Annotated in this window: 22 protein-coding genes; 15 read left to right on the top strand and 7 right to left on the bottom strand. The window is 62.7% G+C overall.

Annotated features, from left to right (window positions below; all coding sequences use genetic code 11):
• From E5W70_RS24000 to E5W70_RS23935, 14 genes are all read left to right on the top strand, one after another.
• Positions 1–555, top strand: a 555-nt coding sequence (locus tag E5W70_RS24000; RefSeq protein WP_292663122.1) for a M23 family metallopeptidase, incomplete at its 5' end; no start/stop codon positions are given.
• Positions 556–791: 236 nt separating this feature from the next.
• Positions 792–1,550: an FAD-binding oxidoreductase gene (locus tag E5W70_RS23995; RefSeq protein WP_292663120.1), complete on the top strand. Its 759-nt coding sequence runs from the start codon at positions 792–794 to the stop codon at positions 1,548–1,550.
• A gap of 47 nt (positions 1,551–1,597) precedes the next feature.
• Positions 1,598–2,227, top strand: a complete 630-nt coding sequence (locus E5W70_RS23990; protein WP_292663118.1) for an FAD-binding oxidoreductase — start codon at positions 1,598–1,600, stop codon at positions 2,225–2,227.
• The gene (locus E5W70_RS23985) at positions 2,224–2,964 is read left to right on the top strand and encodes a FadR/GntR family transcriptional regulator (RefSeq protein ID WP_292663116.1); all 741 of its coding nucleotides are present in this window, start codon (positions 2,224–2,226) and stop codon (positions 2,962–2,964) included. The genes E5W70_RS23990 and E5W70_RS23985 overlap by 4 nt, the downstream gene beginning before the upstream one ends.
• A gap of 2 nt (positions 2,965–2,966) precedes the next feature.
• Positions 2,967–3,404: a VOC family protein gene (locus tag E5W70_RS23980; RefSeq protein WP_292663114.1), complete on the top strand. Its 438-nt coding sequence runs from the start codon at positions 2,967–2,969 to the stop codon at positions 3,402–3,404.
• Positions 3,405–3,494: 90 nt separating this feature from the next.
• Positions 3,495–4,523, top strand: a complete 1,029-nt coding sequence (locus tag E5W70_RS23975) for an ABC transporter substrate-binding protein (RefSeq protein ID WP_292663128.1) — start codon at positions 3,495–3,497, stop codon at positions 4,521–4,523.
• A complete protein-coding gene (locus E5W70_RS23970) occupies positions 4,523–5,296 on the top strand; it encodes an ABC transporter ATP-binding protein (RefSeq protein ID WP_292663112.1) in 774 nt (257 codons plus the stop codon). The genes E5W70_RS23975 and E5W70_RS23970 overlap by 1 nt, the downstream gene beginning before the upstream one ends.
• The gene (locus E5W70_RS23965) at positions 5,293–6,048 is read left to right on the top strand and encodes an ABC transporter permease (protein ID WP_292663110.1); all 756 of its coding nucleotides are present in this window, start codon (positions 5,293–5,295) and stop codon (positions 6,046–6,048) included. Before E5W70_RS23970 ends, E5W70_RS23965 begins: the two co-directional genes overlap by 4 nt.
• 119 nt (positions 6,049–6,167) lie before the next feature.
• Positions 6,168–7,334, top strand: coding sequence for an ROK family transcriptional regulator (locus tag E5W70_RS23960; RefSeq protein WP_292663108.1), 1,167 nt, complete (start codon positions 6,168–6,170; stop codon positions 7,332–7,334).
• A complete protein-coding gene (locus tag E5W70_RS23955) occupies positions 7,331–8,095 on the top strand; it encodes an ATP-binding cassette domain-containing protein (RefSeq protein WP_292663106.1) in 765 nt (254 codons plus the stop codon). Before E5W70_RS23960 ends, E5W70_RS23955 begins: the two co-directional genes overlap by 4 nt.
• A gap of 39 nt (positions 8,096–8,134) precedes the next feature.
• A complete protein-coding gene (locus tag E5W70_RS23950; RefSeq protein ID WP_292663104.1) occupies positions 8,135–9,175 on the top strand; it encodes a sugar ABC transporter substrate-binding protein in 1,041 nt (346 codons plus the stop codon).
• Between the two features lie 163 nt (positions 9,176–9,338).
• Positions 9,339–10,334, top strand: a complete 996-nt coding sequence (locus tag E5W70_RS23945) for an ABC transporter permease (RefSeq protein ID WP_292663102.1) — start codon at positions 9,339–9,341, stop codon at positions 10,332–10,334.
• Between the two features lie 11 nt (positions 10,335–10,345).
• Positions 10,346–11,116 carry an SDR family oxidoreductase gene (locus tag E5W70_RS23940; RefSeq protein ID WP_292663126.1) on the top strand — a complete coding sequence of 257 codons (771 nt, stop codon included), beginning with the start codon at positions 10,346–10,348 and terminating at the stop codon, positions 11,114–11,116.
• Entirely contained in the window at positions 11,113–11,760 is a 648-nt protein-coding gene (locus E5W70_RS23935) for a GNAT family N-acetyltransferase (RefSeq protein WP_292663100.1), read from the top strand. The genes E5W70_RS23940 and E5W70_RS23935 overlap by 4 nt, the downstream gene beginning before the upstream one ends.
• Positions 11,761–11,955: 195 nt before the next feature.
• On the opposite strand, the gene E5W70_RS23930 is transcribed toward E5W70_RS23935, so the two are convergent.
• Together E5W70_RS23930 and E5W70_RS23925 are read right to left on the bottom strand one after the other, a co-directional pair.
• Positions 11,956–12,279 carry a hypothetical protein gene (locus E5W70_RS23930; protein WP_292663098.1) on the bottom strand — a complete coding sequence of 108 codons (324 nt, stop codon included), beginning with the start codon at positions 12,277–12,279 and terminating at the stop codon, positions 11,956–11,958.
• 975 nt (positions 12,280–13,254) lie between these two features.
• Positions 13,255–13,569: a hypothetical protein gene (locus E5W70_RS23925; protein WP_292663097.1), complete on the bottom strand. Its 315-nt coding sequence runs from the start codon at positions 13,567–13,569 to the stop codon at positions 13,255–13,257.
• 98 nt (positions 13,570–13,667) lie between these two features.
• Here E5W70_RS23925 and E5W70_RS23920 point away from each other — a divergent pair, with 98 nt between their 5' ends.
• On the top strand, positions 13,668–13,922 hold the full coding sequence (locus E5W70_RS23920; RefSeq protein ID WP_292663124.1) for a hypothetical protein: 255 nt from the start codon (positions 13,668–13,670) through the stop codon (positions 13,920–13,922).
• Between the two features lie 103 nt (positions 13,923–14,025).
• On the opposite strand, the gene E5W70_RS23915 is transcribed toward E5W70_RS23920, so the two are convergent.
• The 5 genes from E5W70_RS23915 to E5W70_RS23895 all read right to left on the bottom strand — a co-directional run.
• The gene (locus tag E5W70_RS23915) at positions 14,026–14,478 is read right to left on the bottom strand and encodes a hypothetical protein (protein ID WP_292663095.1); all 453 of its coding nucleotides are present in this window, start codon (positions 14,476–14,478) and stop codon (positions 14,026–14,028) included.
• Between the two features lie 212 nt (positions 14,479–14,690).
• A complete protein-coding gene (locus E5W70_RS23910; RefSeq protein ID WP_292663093.1) occupies positions 14,691–14,984 on the bottom strand; it encodes a hypothetical protein in 294 nt (97 codons plus the stop codon).
• On the bottom strand, positions 14,984–15,328 hold the full coding sequence (locus E5W70_RS23905; RefSeq protein WP_292663091.1) for a DUF6527 family protein: 345 nt from the start codon (positions 15,326–15,328) through the stop codon (positions 14,984–14,986). Before E5W70_RS23905 ends, E5W70_RS23910 begins: the two co-directional genes overlap by 1 nt.
• Positions 15,328–15,984: a hypothetical protein gene (locus E5W70_RS23900; protein ID WP_292663089.1), complete on the bottom strand. Its 657-nt coding sequence runs from the start codon at positions 15,982–15,984 to the stop codon at positions 15,328–15,330. The genes E5W70_RS23905 and E5W70_RS23900 overlap by 1 nt, the downstream gene beginning before the upstream one ends.
• Positions 15,981–16,330 (bottom strand): hypothetical protein (locus E5W70_RS23895; RefSeq protein ID WP_292663087.1); only part of this gene is annotated, 350 nt, incomplete at its 5' end. The genes E5W70_RS23900 and E5W70_RS23895, both read right to left, overlap by 4 nt.

Here is a 16,330-nt window from a genome sequence, read left to right as displayed (position 1 = left end):
CCGGTCGACAGCGAATTTGAAAAGAGCGACGTCGGCGGTCCGCTGATACCACTCGACAGCTCGTTGGTCTTCGATAGCAAAGTCAAGGAGTTGGACGAAGCGCTTGACGCGCTGGATCATCTTAAAAAGGAAGCGCGCCGGCTGCCGCTCGCCAACCCCGCCCCCGGCCATAGCGTCACCAGCCCGTTCGGCGTGCGCACCGATCCCATCCTCGGCACGGCCGCCTTGCATTCCGGCATGGATTTCAGGGCGCCGGTCGGTATGCCCGCCAAGGTCACGGCAGCCGGCGTGGTCGTCAAGGCCGGCTGGAACGGCGGCTACGGCCGCATGGTCGAGGTCGACCACGGCAACGGTTTTGTGACGCGTTACGGGCATCTCAGCGAAATCGACGTCGCCGTCGGCCAGAAGCTCGATGCCGGAAGCGTCATCGGCAAGACCGGCAATAGCGGCCGCTCAACCGGCCCGCACCTGCACTACGAGGTTCGCCACAATGGCGAGGCAATCGACCCGCTACGGTTTTTGACCGTCGGCAAGAAGGTCGAGCGGTACCTCTAGGAGCCGGGCTGCTCCCCAGACGAACCAGCATTTGAGCGGCATCGAGCCGGCGCAGCCACGCCAAGGCGGCCTCGCGTGAGTATCCTCGGGCGACCCGCCCTTCGCTCTCTTCTCCCAGCAAATCTCCCAGCAAACATTTCGGCTCCAGCCCTCGAGGACTTGCGCCCCTAGCGTTGACTCCGGCGCAGTTGTAGGATGATATGTATAAGCCTATGCCTTAATCCAGAAGGCTTGTAATGACCGTTCATGGTATCCCGCCTGAAATTCTGAATGCCCTGGAGGGCACCGTCGGAAAAAGCGGCGTGGCTGCCGACGCTGCCGGCATGGCGAAATACCTTTTGGACTGGTCCGGGGATCATCGCGGCGGAGCCCTTGCGGTGCTGAAGCCTGCTTCCGTCAGCGAAGTCCAGGCTGTGGTGCGGCTCTGCGGCACGCTCGGGCTCGGAATCATACCGCTGGGCGGGAACACAGGGCTGGTGGCGGGTGCAATCGACATCGATTCCCGTAGTGCGGTGGTCGTCAGCCTGGAGCGATTGAACCGCATCCGTCTCGTCGACGCCGACAATTTCATCCTGCAGGCCGACGCCGGCTGCATCCTGCAGCGCATCAAGGATGCGGCAGAAGCAGAAGATTGCCTGTTTCCGCTGGCGCTCGGCGCGCAGGGAAGCTGCCAGATCGGCGGCAATGCGGCCAGCAATGCCGGCGGCACCAACGTGCTGCGCTATGGCATGGCGCGCGATCTCATCCTCGGCCTCGAAGTCGTCCTGCCCGATGGCGAGTTGTGGAGCGGCTTTTCCGGCCTGCGCAAGGACAATCGCGGCTACGACCTGAAGCAGCTCTTCATCGGCAGCGAAGGAACGCTCGGCATCATCACCGGCGTCGAGCTCAAGCTGTTTCCGAAACCGGCCCGGGTCGAGACCGCCTATCTCGGTCTCGCTTCGTTCGAAGCGGCCATCACCCTGTTCCGGCAGGCTCGCCGGGCCTCATCGATCTGATTTCGGCCTTCGAGATCATCGGTTCGGAGTGCATCGACCTCGCGCGCTTGATCGATGCCGACACCGTTTCGCCGGTCGAAGCTCCCGTCCACGTGCTGATCGAACTCTCTGCAAGCGTTGCGGTCGATCTGCGCTCCATGCTGGTCGATTTCCTGGCCGGAGCCATGGAGAGCGGCCTGGTTGCCGACGCCGTCCTTGCTGAAAGCGTTGCGCAGGCCAGGGCGTTCTGGGCCATTCGCGAGGGCTTGGTCGAGGGCCAGGCAAGACGCGGCTACCATGTGCGCACCGACCTTGCGGTCAGGATATCGGACATCCCTGCCCTCATCGATCAGGCCCGCCAATTCGTGGCGCTGGAACATCCCGGTTGGCTGCCGCAGGCCTATGGCCATGCCGGCGACGGCAATATTCATTTCAACGTCCTGCCACCGCCTGGGATCGCCGAGGGTGAAGCTCGTGCCCAGGGCGCGGAGATCACCGCCGGGCTCTACCAGATCGTCGGCGCGCTTGGCGGCTCGATCAGCGCCGAGCACGGTATCGGCCGCACCCGCCATCGCACTTTCTGGGCCGGCCTGGCGCCTGCCCATCGCCGGCTCATCACGGCGCTCAAGAGAACGATCGACCCTCAGGGATCAATGAATCCCGGCTGCCTGCTGCCATCGACGGAGACCTTTCCATGAAGCAAAGACTGGCCGCGATCGGCACAGTGGAGGCGCTGCCGCATCGCGTCGCCGCATTCCTCAGCCGCGAGATCGAATCCGGCGAGCTCAATCCAGGCACGCGGCTGCCGACCGAGCAGCAGCTCTCGGAAAAATTCGGCGTCAGTCGCAATGTGGTGCGCGAGGCGATCGCTCAACTCAGGGCCGATGGCATGATCGAAGCCCGGCAAGGCGTCGGCGTTTTCGTGCTGGCGCCGGAGCAGCGCGCGTCGATCCGCATCGATGGCGAGGCGCTGAAAGCGACCGGGAATATGGAACGGCTGTTCGAGCTGCGTTGCATACTGGAAGCCGAGTCAGCTGCGCTCGCCGCCGAACGGCGCGGGCAGGAGCACCTCGACGCAATCAAGGCGGCGCTCGACCGGATGAGCGGCGAGGAGCGCTGGGAAGAAGGCAGTATCGACGCCGACCTTTTGTTCCATCGCGAGATCGCGCGGGCGACGGGCAACAATTACATCCACACTTTTATCTCCTTCGTTTGCGAGCAGATCCGCCGCTCGATCCACTACGCCCGCCTCACCAATCCGCTGCACGACCTGGTCGAAGTCAATGTCGGGGAGCATGTGCGCATCTACGAGGCGCTGGTCGCCGGAGATCCCACGGCCGCCGAGGCGGCGATGCGCGCCCACATCGTCGGCGCCGCCGAACGCGTCGGCGTCAAGCTGCCGGCATCGCGGGCCGCGCACAGCACAGGGAGGTAGCCATGCCGCTCGGAGGCGCACATGCGATTTCGGACGTCTGCCTGCTCGTCGAAAACATCGAGCGGACGGTTGAATTCTATGTCGAGAAACTCGGCTTTCGCTTGCGGCGTCGCGCCGAGGGCTTTGCCGACTTCCATGGCAAAGGCGTCACCCTGGCGGCGTGGGAGATCGATCACATCAACCGGCACGCCGGCGTCTCGAACTTGAGGTCGCCGCGCCAGGCGCACAAGGTCTGTGTGGCGGTCAGGCTCGACGCGCCCGGCGAGATCGACCGGCTCCATGGCGAATTGGCGGCCAAGGGCGTGCCCTTCTACGGCCCGCCGGCGGATTATGTCTGGAATGCGCGCTGCGCCTATTTCACCGATCCGGACGACACGCTTTGGGAATTATACGCCTGGCTCGACGGCGGCCCCGGCGACTATCACGACGAACAGCCGTAGACGACGCCGCGCCACGGGAACGGCGCGCAATGAAGAGACGAGAACGTCTTGCAACAGGAGCGAAAAATGAGTGGGAACAGAGACTACGACATGAACCGCCGCAGCTTCGTGAAAGCCGGCTTCGCCGCCGTTGCGGCAGCTTCGGCCGGAATGCAGCTCGTGCTGACGCCCGGCGCCAAGGCTGCCGGAAAGGTCGTCATCCAGTATGATTGGCTGATGTCCAACGGACAGATCGGCGACATCGCCGCCGTCGCCAACGGCTATTTCAAGGACGTGGGCCTCGAGGTGGAATTCAGCCCGGGCGGTCCCAATGCGGCGACGGTGCCGCCGGTGATTTCGGGCGCCGCACAACTCGGCCAGTTTTCCGAAACACCGCAGCTCTACGCGGCGCGTGCCAGCGGCGTGCCGGTGAAGATCATCGCCTGCGGCTTCCGCACCGGTCCCTATGCCTTCACTTCGAAGCCTGCCAAGCCGATCCGCGGCGTGGCCGATCTCAAGGGAAAGAAGATCGGCATCCAGCCGACGGCACGCTTCGTCATCGATGAGATCCTGGCCAAGAACGGTATTGATCCCTCCGAGGTCACCGTCGTCAATGTCGGCTTCGACAAGGCGCCGCTGGTGCGCGGCGACGTCGACGCGATTGGCGGATGGATCACCAACACCCAGGCGCTGAGCGTCGTCGGCGACGACAGGATCGACCTTCTGGTGCGCGACCTCGGGCTGAACTCCTATGCGGACGTCTATTTCGCTACCGACACCGCGATCGAACAGGATGCGGAAACGCTGGCGAAATTCATCGGCGCCGTCGCCAAGGGCTGGGGCTGGGTGCACGCCAATCCGCAGGAAGCCGTCAAGAAGATGGTCGCGGCCTATCCGGAAATGGACCTCGGTTGGGAGCAGAAGACGATCAATCTGGTGCTGAAACTTTCCTTCGACGGTGCAACCGCCAAGGACGGATGGGGAACCTTCGATCCCGCCTCGATCGAGGAGCAGCTGACACTGCTGGACAAGGTCGGCCAATACCCGAACGGCCGGCCCGCGGCAGCCGATGTCTACACCACCAAGATACTCGAATTGTCGGCCGCCGACAGACCCAAGCTCGACGCGCCCGCCGCTTGATGGCGAACGCGATCGAGACCCGCAGGCTGGATGTCGGCTATGGCGGCCGGCAGACGGCGGTGAAAGTGCTCACCGGTCTCGACCTGTCGGTCGCGGCCGGCTCCTTCCTGTCGATCCTTGGACCTTCGGGATGCGGTAAGTCGACCCTGCTCCGTGTGGTCGCGGACCTGCTCGATCCGCTCGGCGGCTCGATCAGCGTGCTTGGCGACACACCGCATGCGGTCCGTTCGCGGCGCGACGTCGGATTCGTCTTCCAGGACTCGACCCTGCTGCCCTGGCGCACCGTGCGCGACAACGTCCGCCTGCCGCTCAATGTCGGACAGGGACGCCTGACCCGGACAATCGACGACCGAACCGACGAGCTGCTTGATCTGATGGGGCTAGCCGGGTTCGGTGAGCGTCTGCCGCACCAATTGTCCGGCGGCCAGCGCCAGCGCGTTGCGATCGCCCGGGCGCTGCTCGGGCAACCCAGGCTGCTTTTGATGGACGAGCCTTTCGGCGCGCTGGACGAGATCACCCGCGACCGACTCAACGACGAGCTTTTGTCGTTGTGGCGGCGCACCGGCGCGACCATCCTTTTCGTTACTCATTCGATCGCCGAAGCCGCCTATCTCGGAGAACGGGTCATCGTTCTCGCCGCCAATCCGGGCCGCCTGGCCAGGGACCTCGACATGCGGCCGTTCAAGCAGGCGGGCAACCGCTGTTCGCGCGAGGATCCGGCGATCGTTGCCGCGATGGCCGAACTGCGCGGCGCGCTGGAACAGGCCTCATGAGGCAGGCGCCCTTGCCATCGGCGCTGGCCGTCGCCCTGCCCGTTTTTGGCGCGACCTCGATTCTGCTCGCCTGGCAATTCGTGCTGCCATGGCTTGGCGTGCCGGCCTATATCGTGCCGACGCCGACGGCCATATCAGGCGTGTTCCGGAAGAGTCTCGCTTTACTGCTCAGCAATCTCTGGCCGACGCTGATCGAGGCACTGGCGGGATTTGTCATCGGCAATCTCGCCGGTGTGCTGCTGGCGGTGGTTTTCGTGCACAGCCGCATCCTGCAGGCCGCCTATTTTCCGGTCGTGCTGTTCTTCAACACCATTCCCATCCTGGCGCTGTCCCCGATTATCATCCTGATCTTCGGGCTCGGCATGACGCCGAAGATCGTGATCGCTGCGGTGATCTGCTTCTTCCCGACGCTGGTCAACATGATCCGCGGGCTGGACTCGGCCAGCGACAACGAGCACGAACTGTTCCGGGTGCTATCGGCTACGCGCTGGGAGATCTTCTGGAGCCTGCGCCTGCCAAGAGCATTGCCGATGCTGTTCTCCTCGCTGAGAATTGCTTCGGCCACGGCCGTGATCGGCGCCATTGTCGGCGAGTGGATCGGGTCGGACAAGGGCCTCGGCGCGCTCATCATCCAGGCGACCTTCAACTATCAGTCGGACCGGCTCTATGCGGCGATCGTGCTGTCGTCGTCCTTGTCGATCGCGATGTTCTCTATCGTGGTTCTGCTGGAGCGACGTGCCATCCGCTATTGATCATGCCGTCGAGCGGCCATCCGCCAGGTTCGCTGTGCGCGGGCTGTAATTTATTTTTGAACTCCATTTGACTGAATAAATCTTCGGTGCCAGTCTGGCCTCTCTCGAGGGCGCAAGGCATGGCACTGCGGGGAACCAATCAGGAGTTCGGGCGGCCGTATAACCGGCGCATCGTGCTCGAATCGATCCGCCTTCATGGCCCGATCGCCCGTGGCGACATTGCCAGGCGGGTCGGGCTCACGGTGCAGACGGTGTCGACCATCGTTCGCGAGCTGGAAGAGCATGGTTACGTGCTGTCGCTGCGCGAAGAGCCAAAGGGGCGCGGACTGCCGCCGGCAACGCTGCGCATCAATCCGGAAGGCGGCTATGCCGTCGGCATCCATGTCACCCCGCTCGGCATCAACGCCGCCCTGATCAACCTCAGCGGCGACGTCATCGAGAGCACCTACCGCGAAGCCCCAAATGCAACGCCCGACCACGCTTTCGAGCTGATCGGCGCTATGGTGCTCGAATTGACCGCATTGCGGCCCGGGGGCCGCGTTCTCGGCATCGGCATGGCGCTGCCCGGACCGTTCGGCGTGGAGTCCATGAGCTTTGTCGGGCCGACCACCATGACCGGCTGGAAAGATGTGGCGCTGCGCGAGCGACTGGCCGCCTCGACCGGGCTGCCGGCCTTTTTCGAAACCGACATGGCGGCGGCTGCTATCGGCGAGCGCCTCTACGGCCTCGGCACGGCATATTCCGAGTATTACTATCTCTATTTCGGCGTCGGGCTCGGCGGCGTCATGGTGCATGACGGGGCCGCATTGCGCGGCGCCTGGGGAAATGCCGGCGAGATCGGCCACATTCCCGCTGTGCCGGGCGGCGAGCCCTGCCCGTGCGGCAATCGCGGCTGCCTCGAACGGTATCTCTCGCTCGAGGCGCTGCGGCGCCGCAACATCGCCGACGCCGACTGGGTAAGCGAGATCGCGCCGATCTTCCGCAACGCCGTCACCATCATCGAAAATCTGTTCGATCCCGAAACCATCATCCTCGGCGGGCTGGCGTCCACCGACCTGCTCGAAAGCCTTGCCGGCGCGGCTGCGCATCTGCCCAATTCGGTCTCGGCGCGAAGCGACCGCACGACGCCCCGCGTCAGCGTCGCGCGCGGCGGCCAGCATGCGGTGTTGCGCGGCGCCGCCGCGCTTGCCGTCTCAGGAGTGCTTTCGCCACGCTTCGGCCAGATCTTCACCGCCGAACGCGAACGCGGGCGAGATCTCCTGCATAACAAGGGGATCGCGGCATGAGCGAACCGCTGCTGGTGCTCGATAACGTTGCCAAGAATTACGGCGCCATCGAAGCGCTGAAAGGCATCAGCTTTTCGATCGACAAGGGCGAAGTGGTGGCGCTTCTGGGCGACAACGGCGCCGGCAAATCGACACTGGTCAAGATCATTGCCGGCGGCCTCGAGCCGACCTCCGGCCGCATGCTGTTCGAAGGCAAGGAATTCCTCGCCAAATCCCCCGCCGAGGCCAAGGCCGCGGGGATCGAGACAGTCTACCAGGACCTGTCGCTTTGCACCAATGTCGACGTGGTCGCCAATTTCTTCATGGGCCGCGAGATCACCAGGAAGGTTCTCGGCATTCCGGTGCTCGACGAGCGCGCCATGGAACAGGTGGTGCAAAAGGCACTGGCCAGCGCTGGCACCCGCATTCCCTCGCTTCGCACCAATGTCGAGCACCTCTCCGGCGGTCAGCGGCAGGCCATCGAGCTTAACCGATTCGTGCATTTTGGCGGCAAGCTGGTGCTTCTCGACGAGCCGTTCGCAGCGCTCGGCGTCGAGCAGACGCGGCGCGGCCTCGACATGATCCGCCAGGTGGCGAGCCAGGGGATCGGCGTCGTTATCATCACCCATATCATGCAACAGGCCTTCCAGGTTGCCGACCGGATCGTGGTGATCCGGCAAGGCGTCGTGGCTGGCGATGTCGCACGCAACAAAACAAGTCCCGACGCGGTGATCAACATGATCACCGGAGAGACGCTCGCCGGTGCCGGACCGGCGAGCTGAGGGACAAATGAGGGGTCCGGCGCAAGAGGAGCGAACGACATGAAGAAAATACTTCTTTCCGTCTTCGGTATCCTGGCACTGGCCTTTGCCACGCTCACGCCGGCATTCGCTCAGTCGAAGGGCACCGTCTACTACATGGTGCCGACATTGCTCGATGAGTTCCAGACCGGCTCGGTGAGCGCGCTGGAACTGTTCCTGAAGCAGGTCGGCTACGAGATGAAGACGCTGAACGCCGACAACAAGACCGACGCTCAGCAATCGCAGATGAACGACGTCATCGCGCTGAAGCCGGCGGCCATCATCCTTGCCGCCGTCGATTTCAATGCGCTGAAACCGTCTATCGAGGCCGCCCGTGCCGCCGGCATCCCGGTCGTCGAGTTCGACCGCCAGATCACCTCGACCCCGTCCGACTTCACCTCGGTGGCCGGAACTGTCGAGATCGGCTACGTCGCCGCCGATCAGGCGCAAAAACTCCTGACCGCGAAGAACGGCTCGGTGAAGGGCAAGATCCTGCAGGTGCTCGGCGATCCGGGCGATCCCTACACGCTCGATATCCAGAAGGGTTTCGAGGAGAAAATGAAGGCGTTCCCGGACGTCAAGATCATCTCGCTGCCCGCCATGCAATGGGCAGCGGATGCAGCCGGAACCATCGTGAACGACCAGCTGCTCGCCAACCCCGACATCGACCTGATCTTCAGCCATGCCGCGCATCTTTCGGTAGCTGCCGTCGCCTCGCTCGAGGCCGCCGGCAAGAAACCGGGCGACGTCATGCTGATGAGCTCGAACGGCGCTCCGGTCGGCCTCGACCTGATCCGCAAGGGCTGGCTCAATGTCGAAGTCGAGCAGCCGCTCTACGCCCAGGCCGCGGCGGTCGCCATGTTCATGGACAAAGTGGTCAACAAGCAGGAGATCAAGCCAGGCGAATATGATGTGCTTGGCCTGAAATCGACCCTGACCAAGGAAGCTTGGGGACCGAACATCAAGATCCCCGGCGCCGCGATCACCAAGGAAAATGTCGATAACCCGGCCTTCTGGGGCAACATGAAGCCGCCGACCGAAACCATAAAGCCGGTCGAATAGCAAACTCGCCAGAAGCTCCGGGCCATGCTGGCCCGGAGCCCAGCCCTGCAGCCCCGGTGCGTTCAAACGGACGCGCACGGGAACGTTGCAGCAATTTTCAACCGCGCCTGATAGTCCGAAGACCGAGTGGTTTTTCGGGGTCGTGCGCCAACCGGATTCGCAGATGAACCCCCGCACGCGCCAAACCCTCGAGTTCATCCTCGACAATCTCGTCTGGTTCATGCTGGTCTTCGTGCTGGTGGTCTTTTCCATCCTTATCCCGAACTATTTTCAGCTCGGCATCTTCGCCAACATCATCGAGGCGTCGAGCGTGCTCGGCGTGATGTCGATCGGCTTGGCGCTGGTCATCATCGCCGGCCATATGGACCTGTCGGTCGAATCGGTGGCGGCGCTCAGCGCAATGGCGGTCGGCATCTTGTTCTGCTCGTCGGGCATCGGCCTTGGCATCCAGTTGCAGCCGCAATGGCTGATGGTTCCGGTTTCGCTGCTCATCGCTCTTGCCGTCGGCGGCCTCATCGGCGCCTTCAACGGCTATCTGGTGGTCAGGGTGAAAATGAGCGCCTTCATCATCACGCTGGCCTCCTACATCTGGGTGCGCGGCCTGGTGCTGGTCATCTCCGGCGGCCGCTCGGCGCAGGACCTTGCGCCGGCGATCCGCTGGTTCGGCATCCAGCGCCTGGGCGGCCTGCCGCTGACTGCCTGGATCGCCATTGCGTGTTTCGTGGTGTTCTCGCTGATCATGGCCAAGACGCCCTTCGGCAGGCACCTGGTCATGATCGGCGGCAACGAGACGGCGACCTTTCGCGCCGGCATCCGCGTCAACCGCAACCTGGTCATAGCCTTCGTTCTCGCCGGCACCATCGCCGGCCTTGCCGGTTGGCTGCTGGCGATCCGCACCTCCGGCGCGACAGCTAATCTCGGCGTTGGCCTGTTGTTCAATGCCTTCGCCGCGGTCGTCATTGGCGGCGTCAGCCTGAAAGGCGGCGTCGGCACCTTGCCCGGCGTCTATGCCGGCGTGCTGCTGCTCTCGGCCATCAACACGGCGATCAACTTGATGGGCCTGCCGGCCAACTTCACCCAGGTGATCCACGGCCTGCTGGTGCTCGCCGCCGTGCTGCTCGACGCATTCAAGCAGACCATTCGCCAGAGGCTGGCATGACCCCCGGGTCGCTGACAGGAAGGCTTGCCGGCAAGGTGGCGCTGGTCATCGGCGCTGCCCGCGGCATTGGCAAGGGGATCGCGCAGCGCTTTGCCGAGGAAGGCGCGAAGCTGGTGCTGGCCGATACCGAGACCGAAGCCGGACAAGCAACGGCAGATGAGGTCGGCGCCCACTTCATTCGCACCGACATTTCGCAGATGGCCGATGCGGAAGCCGCCGTGGCGCTGGCCCTCGACCGTCACGGCCGGCTCGACATCATGGTCCAGAATGCCGGCATCTATCCTTGGCAATTGCTGGAAAACACCAGTCCCGACGATTGGGACCGGGTGATGGCGGTAAACTTGCGCGGCAGCTTCATCGCCGCACGCGCCGCACTGGTGCCGATGAAGGCACAGCATCTTGGCCGCATGCTGTTCACCTCCTCGATCACCGGCCCGCATGTCACCAGCCCTGGTCACGGCCATTATTCGGCGACCAAGGCCGGTATCAATGGGCTGATCCGTTCGGCTGCGCTCGAATTTTCGGGCTACGGCATTACAGTCAACGGCGTCGAGCCCGGCAACATCCTCACCGAAGGCATAGAGCAGCATCGCGGTGCGGCCTTCATCAAGAACATGGAAGACGCCATCCCGCTCGGCCGCCTCGGCAGCCCGCGCGACGTGGCCAATGCCTTCCTGTTCCTGGCCTCGGATGACGCCAGCTACATCACCGGCACGACCATCATCGTCGACGGCGGGCAGCTTTTGCCCGAGGGCAAGGATTTCCGGCTGCTGCCGCCATGATCCTCGATTTCGGCGGCGGTTTCTTCCTGCGCCGGGCGACCGCCGCCGATCACCAGGCACTTGCAATGATCTGTCTCAAGACCGGCGATGCCGGCAAGGACGCCAGCGGCCGTGAGGACGACCCGGACCTGCTCGGCCTCCTCTACACCATTCCCTACCAGGTCCTCGAACCCGAGCTGGCCTTCATTGTCGATAGTCCCGCAGGTGCGGCCGGCTATCTGCTTGGCGCAGCCGAAACAGCCGCTTTCAATGCCAGCCTGGCATCAGACTGGTATCCCGACTTGCAGCGACGTGTCGCCGACCCGGGATCCGACAGCTCACACTGGCGCGGCAGCGACTGGGCACGGCATCGGATCCACCACCCCGATTTCGCTGTCCCGCCTGCACTGGCGGCCTATCCGTCGCACGGCCATATCGACCTGTTGCCGCAAGCGCGCCGGAAAGGCATCGGCAGGCGCGCGATGGCCTTCCTCGAGGAGCGCCTTGCCGCGAGAGGCTCGACCGGCATCCACCTCGAAGTCATGCCGGAGAACGACGATGCGCTAAGGTTCTACAAGGCGATCGGATTTGAGGTGGTGCAGGTGCCGAAGCGTTGTCTTTATGTGGCGAAACGGCTTGCTCATGCTCCGGCGATTGCAGGCTGAGCTGCGGCAAGCAATCGCTCAGGCTACCGGGAGGCTTATTGAACTACGATGCTGCCGTTCTGCAGCAGCCAGCTGCCCCGCGTGAACACCTTTGCCGCGGGAACGAAACCTTCGTCGGGACCACGTGTTCCACTACAAAAAAAGTCCGCAGCATCAACACGGTGCGGGCTAATTCGAGTGTTAGCGGAGCGTCTACTAATCCAGCGGGAGCGGATGGGGAACATCCGTAACCGTTCCCCCGGCCACAATCGAGAGCACATAAAGCAGATAAATGGCTAACACCAACAGCGCAAGGAATGAACCGCTGGCAAAGACTCCTGCAACCGTGGCGTCGGGATAAGGTTCAACTTTTTCTTTCTTGAAGATATCTTCTTCGTTACGGGTTGTCACAACCCGTTCGCCTGGAAGCCGGTTTTTTTCAGCCTCCTTCGATATCTTATCCGCGAGATCTCCTGCGATCACAGGATCATTCGGAAGATGACTCGTAAGCCACCCAGGAATATTTTCGCTTCCGCCCATGCCCATATGCAAGTAAGATTTAGCTTTCTTTTGTGCTCCCTTAAATTACTGTAAGTTTTAACTTTGGCAATCGTTTGCCGCCTAGCGAGGCATCAGGCCAGACTTAAGTCCCAACCGAAAGACCGTTTGAATCAGACTAAAGTCCTAGTAAACCCATCCGCGTCACCCGAACCGTGAAGCATTTGCGAGCGGAGATACGGTAACGACAACGAAACCATTGGTTGTGTTGAGGCTGGTGCTTGCCTGCGGACAACTCAGTATCGAGGGTCCATGTGGACTACGGGGGACCTTAGCGTCGACAAACCACGTGCATGTTAGCCAATCTCGATACCATCACCCTCGACACGCCTGCCTTGGCTCTGCGATCTCTTCAGCAGTGAATGTGACGCCTCGATCAGCCGGCGCGATAGGGCGATCGTGTAGCGAAGTTCCTCAATCAGCGCGGTTCCGTGTTCAGTGGTCTGACGAGCACGTGCTACTGGGATGTTATCGGGTTCCCGAGGGAATTCTTTCACGTTCCGGCTTCCAAGCCATGCCGACATTATCGCGAAGGGTCAACGCCCGGCATTGACTCTTATCCGGGCAACGAAAAAAGCCCGCCGCGTCTTTTCGATGCGGTCAGGCGATCAGAGATTGCGCCGGGCGGTCAGCTTTTGGGGCGATGGAGTGTAGCCCGGTGCAGGCAGATTGGAGAAATGTAAGGGATACCAGATGGTTGCGTCTACCAATCGCCAGTTGGACGAGTCGCCTACAGTGCAGGCGTATGAGCCTGACGTGGCACGAACATGCCTGGTTGAAACACGTGGCGGAAAATGGTGGGCGATGACGGGCTCGAACCGCCGACATCTTCGGTGTAAACGAGGGTTAAAACCGCAGGAATGGCGCATTTCCGGGCTTTTTTGTGCCGTTCGTGCCCAGCTATTTCCCCTGAAACTGAGCGCTTTCGGCTCGTATCTGGGCGCTTTCTGGGCGCAGTCAGCGCCCTTCCCTCGCCTTCCGATAAGCATTCACGTCCACGCGTTTCATCTCGTCGTAGTCGGGAGTGTAGGTCAGGCCGACCTGCTTGCCGCCGCACCTGGCGCATTTCAGCTTTGGAATGAGGTCATCCGACATCGCCGGCGCGTCAGGGCCGAGCTTGGCCTTGATCGCCTCCAGGTCGAGCGCCTGATTGTGGTGGCATTTTGGATTGTGGCAGAACGCCACGAGCCGCATCTTGCCATCAATCAATGACTGTAGTGTCCAGCCTTTCGCCATCCGGTCGATATAGCTCTGGCCCTTGACGAATGCCAAGCCCGCGCCATCATCCCGGTTTGGAGGGGCACCCTATCATCAGCGAGCTCGGACCTTCTAGCTGGTGCGCATGGCAATCTGAAAAGGCATTGTTCGACATGAAACCTGGACTACTTGAAGAAGTTCCCTGGTCAAATGACTCCATCACGGCTTACGACAGAGAGCATTTCACCATCTATTGTCAGATCCTCGACTACTGCGCCGACAATGCCAGCATAGAGGAGATGGCCGAACGCATTCTCGGCATCGACCCAGTTAAAGAGCCAGTCCGCGCCCGCAATGCTGTGCGCAGCTATATCGACCGTGCGAACTGGATGGTGACGACCGGCTCCAAGCACCTGTTCGCAGGCTGACTGCTGTTCCTCATCGCTAAAGCCGAGCAGCGATGCATGGGCTCAGAAACGCAAAAAAGCCCGCCGCACCTTGCGGCGCGGCGGGCTCTGATCTGGCGGCAAGTCAGCGCGTCGGCGGTGATCGGTTTCGCTCTTCGGCCACGGCCTGAAGCGTAGCCGTCAGAGCCGCCACCGCGTTTGACAGCCCGACGATGCTGTCCTGAACGCGGTCGAGCCTGGTCAGCGTGGCGCTCTGGAACCTGTCGGCCGCTGCGCTCTCCTGCGTCTGCTTGGTCTCGACGCTGATCAGCCGCCCATTGATCTCGCCGGCCTGGGTGATAGCGGATTGCGCTGTCTTCTCCGCTGTTTCGACGCGGGCGGTGGTAATCCTCGATTGGTTATCAGAGGCAGTACTCTGCGCGACAATGCGCTGATCCTGCGCGTCGAACTTGCTTTCCAGCCACTGGCCGGTAACCCAGGTGATAAAACCGATCATCGGCAGCGCCAGCGCCATCGATATCCTCGCCACGGCAAGGAGCAGCACGTTTTCGGCAATCTTCTGCGAAGCGTTTGGCATATCGGCATCCTCGTGCAGCACTTGTCCCCAACCCTTTTCTGAATTGCATGTCTGATTATGAGCGCTTCAGCTCGGTGCGCCGCGCCGCGCTGGCCTTGGTGTGACGGTCGCACTCGCCGGGCTTGTAGAGGCCGATGGCGCAGCCGGGCGCCATCGTGCGATCGATCCGGTTCTGATCCTCGATCGTCTTGCCTTGCGCCCCGGCGAGGCTGCTACCGAGGGCCGAGCGAAGTGCCGGAACACCGCTGACGCCGGAAGTCCCACACCCCGCCAGCGTCAATGCAGTCGTCAAGAGAACGGCTCGCCTCAATGCCCTTGCGTATCGCATCCTGGTTGTCCTTCTGGATCTGGTCGCGGACTTCTTCCGCACCTTTGTGCTTGATGGTGGCATAGACGCCCCACGCCGCGCCCGAGGCGACGACGACGGCCGCGCCGATGGCGATGATGGCGGCGAGTGTGCGATTGACACCGAGCAGGCTGGCGACGAGACCGACGATGGCGCCCATTAGTCCGCCGCCCCCGTTTCGATCGCCGAAAGCTTGACCGTTTGCCCGGCCAAAGCGTGCGTGCAATCGCCGAGAAATTGGATCTGTCCGTCGCGGACGAAGGAATGGCAGACCTCGGGAATCAGGTTGCCTGCGGCGTCCCGCTCCCAATCACCTGTCCATTTGCCGTTGTCATCTTTCACAATCTTGTGCCCTGTCACGAGCACCGAAGGTGTAAATGTCGGACGATCGTAATCGCCGTTGAAGCCCCAGCTCGGGCCGACAACGTGCACCTCGGCGCAGCCAGGGCACCAGAAGAAGAGCCGACCGCCTTCGCCGGTCCGCAGTATCCCGCGCGCGCCCATCAGCAATCCCTCAAAATGCCGTGATGCAGGAAGCCGTGGAAACCGGGAACGGCGATCGAACCGGCGCCGGCCGAGCAAGTGTTGCCGTCCTTGCCGACGTGCAGCGTGCCGTCCTCGGGGCGGCCATGGCGGACCCAGCAGAAATGGTCGCCATCGTCCGGTTTCGTGCAATTGCTGGCGCGGCTGTCGATGTGCCAGTCGCGATTGCCAGGAAGCTTCACCACAAGTGATCGATGATCGGGCCCGACATTATGGCCGCACCCCGTCGGACCGTCCTTGCGGCGCTCGGAGATCCACCACGCATCCCAGCAAGCGCCGACAGGTACCTTGTCGAGCGTTGAGCGTGCGCCAGTCGCCTCACAGACATAGATTTGCTTGCCGAAGAGCTGATACGGATCGTCGGCGCCAAATGGTCTGCCGCAGGCATCGCAGGCCTTAGGCCAACGCGGGTCGCTCTCCGGCGGCTTTCGATTGTCTCTGTCACCGACAATATAGCCATCCTTGTTGTAGAGGATGTCGGCTTCGCCAAGTTCGAACCTGGCGTTGCAATAGCTGCCGGTTGCCGTGCATTTGTGCAAGTCGCTCGACGTGTACCGGCGAAGCCACTGGAGCTCGAGATCGGTCGGCTCCCACCACGAAATCTTGAACTCGCTCATCGCCGCGCTCCGGTCTTGAACGCCTCAACGCCCTTGGCCTCGCCGTGGCGGGCAATCAGGAACAGCCCGCCGGCGACGACGGCGATCGCCAGCATCCACATCCAGCCAGGCACATCGCCGGCTGCATCCTTGACCGGCTGCATCACGCCGGAAGCCTCGTCGAGATTGCCGAGGATGCCGTCGAAGAAGCTGCCGATCAGCGCGGCGATCGTGGTGAAGAACGCGCCGATCTTGGTCAGCCAGTTGGTGCGGACCTCCGGCACCTTCTCGCGCACGATCTCGGGCGGCGCTTCGCTGCGCGCCGGCGCCAGCACGCGCGGCTTGGCCTTCTGCAGGGCGAGCAGAA

Source organism: Mesorhizobium sp., from assembly GCF_005063415.1.
Classification (GTDB): Bacteria; Pseudomonadota; Alphaproteobacteria; order Rhizobiales; family Rhizobiaceae; genus Mesorhizobium.
The sequence above is the reverse complement of the archived record's forward strand: the minus strand, read 5'-3'. Positions and strand labels throughout refer to the sequence as shown.

What these genes read in the sequence shown, in the direction of transcription:
- E5W70_RS23995 (WP_292663120.1), top strand. Translation starts at nt 792, where the DNA reads ATGACCGTTCATGGTATCCCGCCTGAAATTCTGAATGCCCTGGAGGGC.
- E5W70_RS23985 (WP_292663116.1), top strand. Translation starts at nt 2,224, where the DNA reads ATGAAGCAAAGACTGGCCGCGATCGGCACAGTGGAGGCGCTGCCGCAT.
- E5W70_RS23980 (WP_292663114.1), top strand. Translation starts at nt 2,967, where the DNA reads ATGCCGCTCGGAGGCGCACATGCGATTTCGGACGTCTGCCTGCTCGTC.
- E5W70_RS23975 (WP_292663128.1), top strand. Translation starts at nt 3,495, where the DNA reads ATGAACCGCCGCAGCTTCGTGAAAGCCGGCTTCGCCGCCGTTGCGGCA.
- E5W70_RS23970 (WP_292663112.1), top strand. Translation starts at nt 4,523, where the DNA reads ATGGCGAACGCGATCGAGACCCGCAGGCTGGATGTCGGCTATGGCGGC.
- E5W70_RS23965 (WP_292663110.1), top strand. Translation starts at nt 5,293, where the DNA reads ATGAGGCAGGCGCCCTTGCCATCGGCGCTGGCCGTCGCCCTGCCCGTT.
- E5W70_RS23960 (WP_292663108.1), top strand. Translation starts at nt 6,168, where the DNA reads ATGGCACTGCGGGGAACCAATCAGGAGTTCGGGCGGCCGTATAACCGG.
- E5W70_RS23955 (WP_292663106.1), top strand. Translation starts at nt 7,331, where the DNA reads ATGAGCGAACCGCTGCTGGTGCTCGATAACGTTGCCAAGAATTACGGC.
- E5W70_RS23950 (WP_292663104.1), top strand. Translation starts at nt 8,135, where the DNA reads ATGAAGAAAATACTTCTTTCCGTCTTCGGTATCCTGGCACTGGCCTTT.
- E5W70_RS23945 (WP_292663102.1), top strand. Translation starts at nt 9,339, where the DNA reads ATGAACCCCCGCACGCGCCAAACCCTCGAGTTCATCCTCGACAATCTC.
- E5W70_RS23935 (WP_292663100.1), top strand. Translation starts at nt 11,113, where the DNA reads ATGATCCTCGATTTCGGCGGCGGTTTCTTCCTGCGCCGGGCGACCGCC.
- E5W70_RS23930 (WP_292663098.1), bottom strand. Translation starts at nt 12,279, where the DNA reads ATGGGCGGAAGCGAAAATATTCCTGGGTGGCTTACGAGTCATCTTCCG.
- E5W70_RS23920 (WP_292663124.1), top strand. Translation starts at nt 13,668, where the DNA reads ATGAAACCTGGACTACTTGAAGAAGTTCCCTGGTCAAATGACTCCATC.
- E5W70_RS23915 (WP_292663095.1), bottom strand. Translation starts at nt 14,478, where the DNA reads ATGCCAAACGCTTCGCAGAAGATTGCCGAAAACGTGCTGCTCCTTGCC.
- E5W70_RS23910 (WP_292663093.1), bottom strand. Translation starts at nt 14,984, where the DNA reads ATGGGCGCCATCGTCGGTCTCGTCGCCAGCCTGCTCGGTGTCAATCGC.
- E5W70_RS23905 (WP_292663091.1), bottom strand. Translation starts at nt 15,328, where the DNA reads ATGGGCGCGCGCGGGATACTGCGGACCGGCGAAGGCGGTCGGCTCTTC.
- E5W70_RS23900 (WP_292663089.1), bottom strand. Translation starts at nt 15,984, where the DNA reads ATGAGCGAGTTCAAGATTTCGTGGTGGGAGCCGACCGATCTCGAGCTC.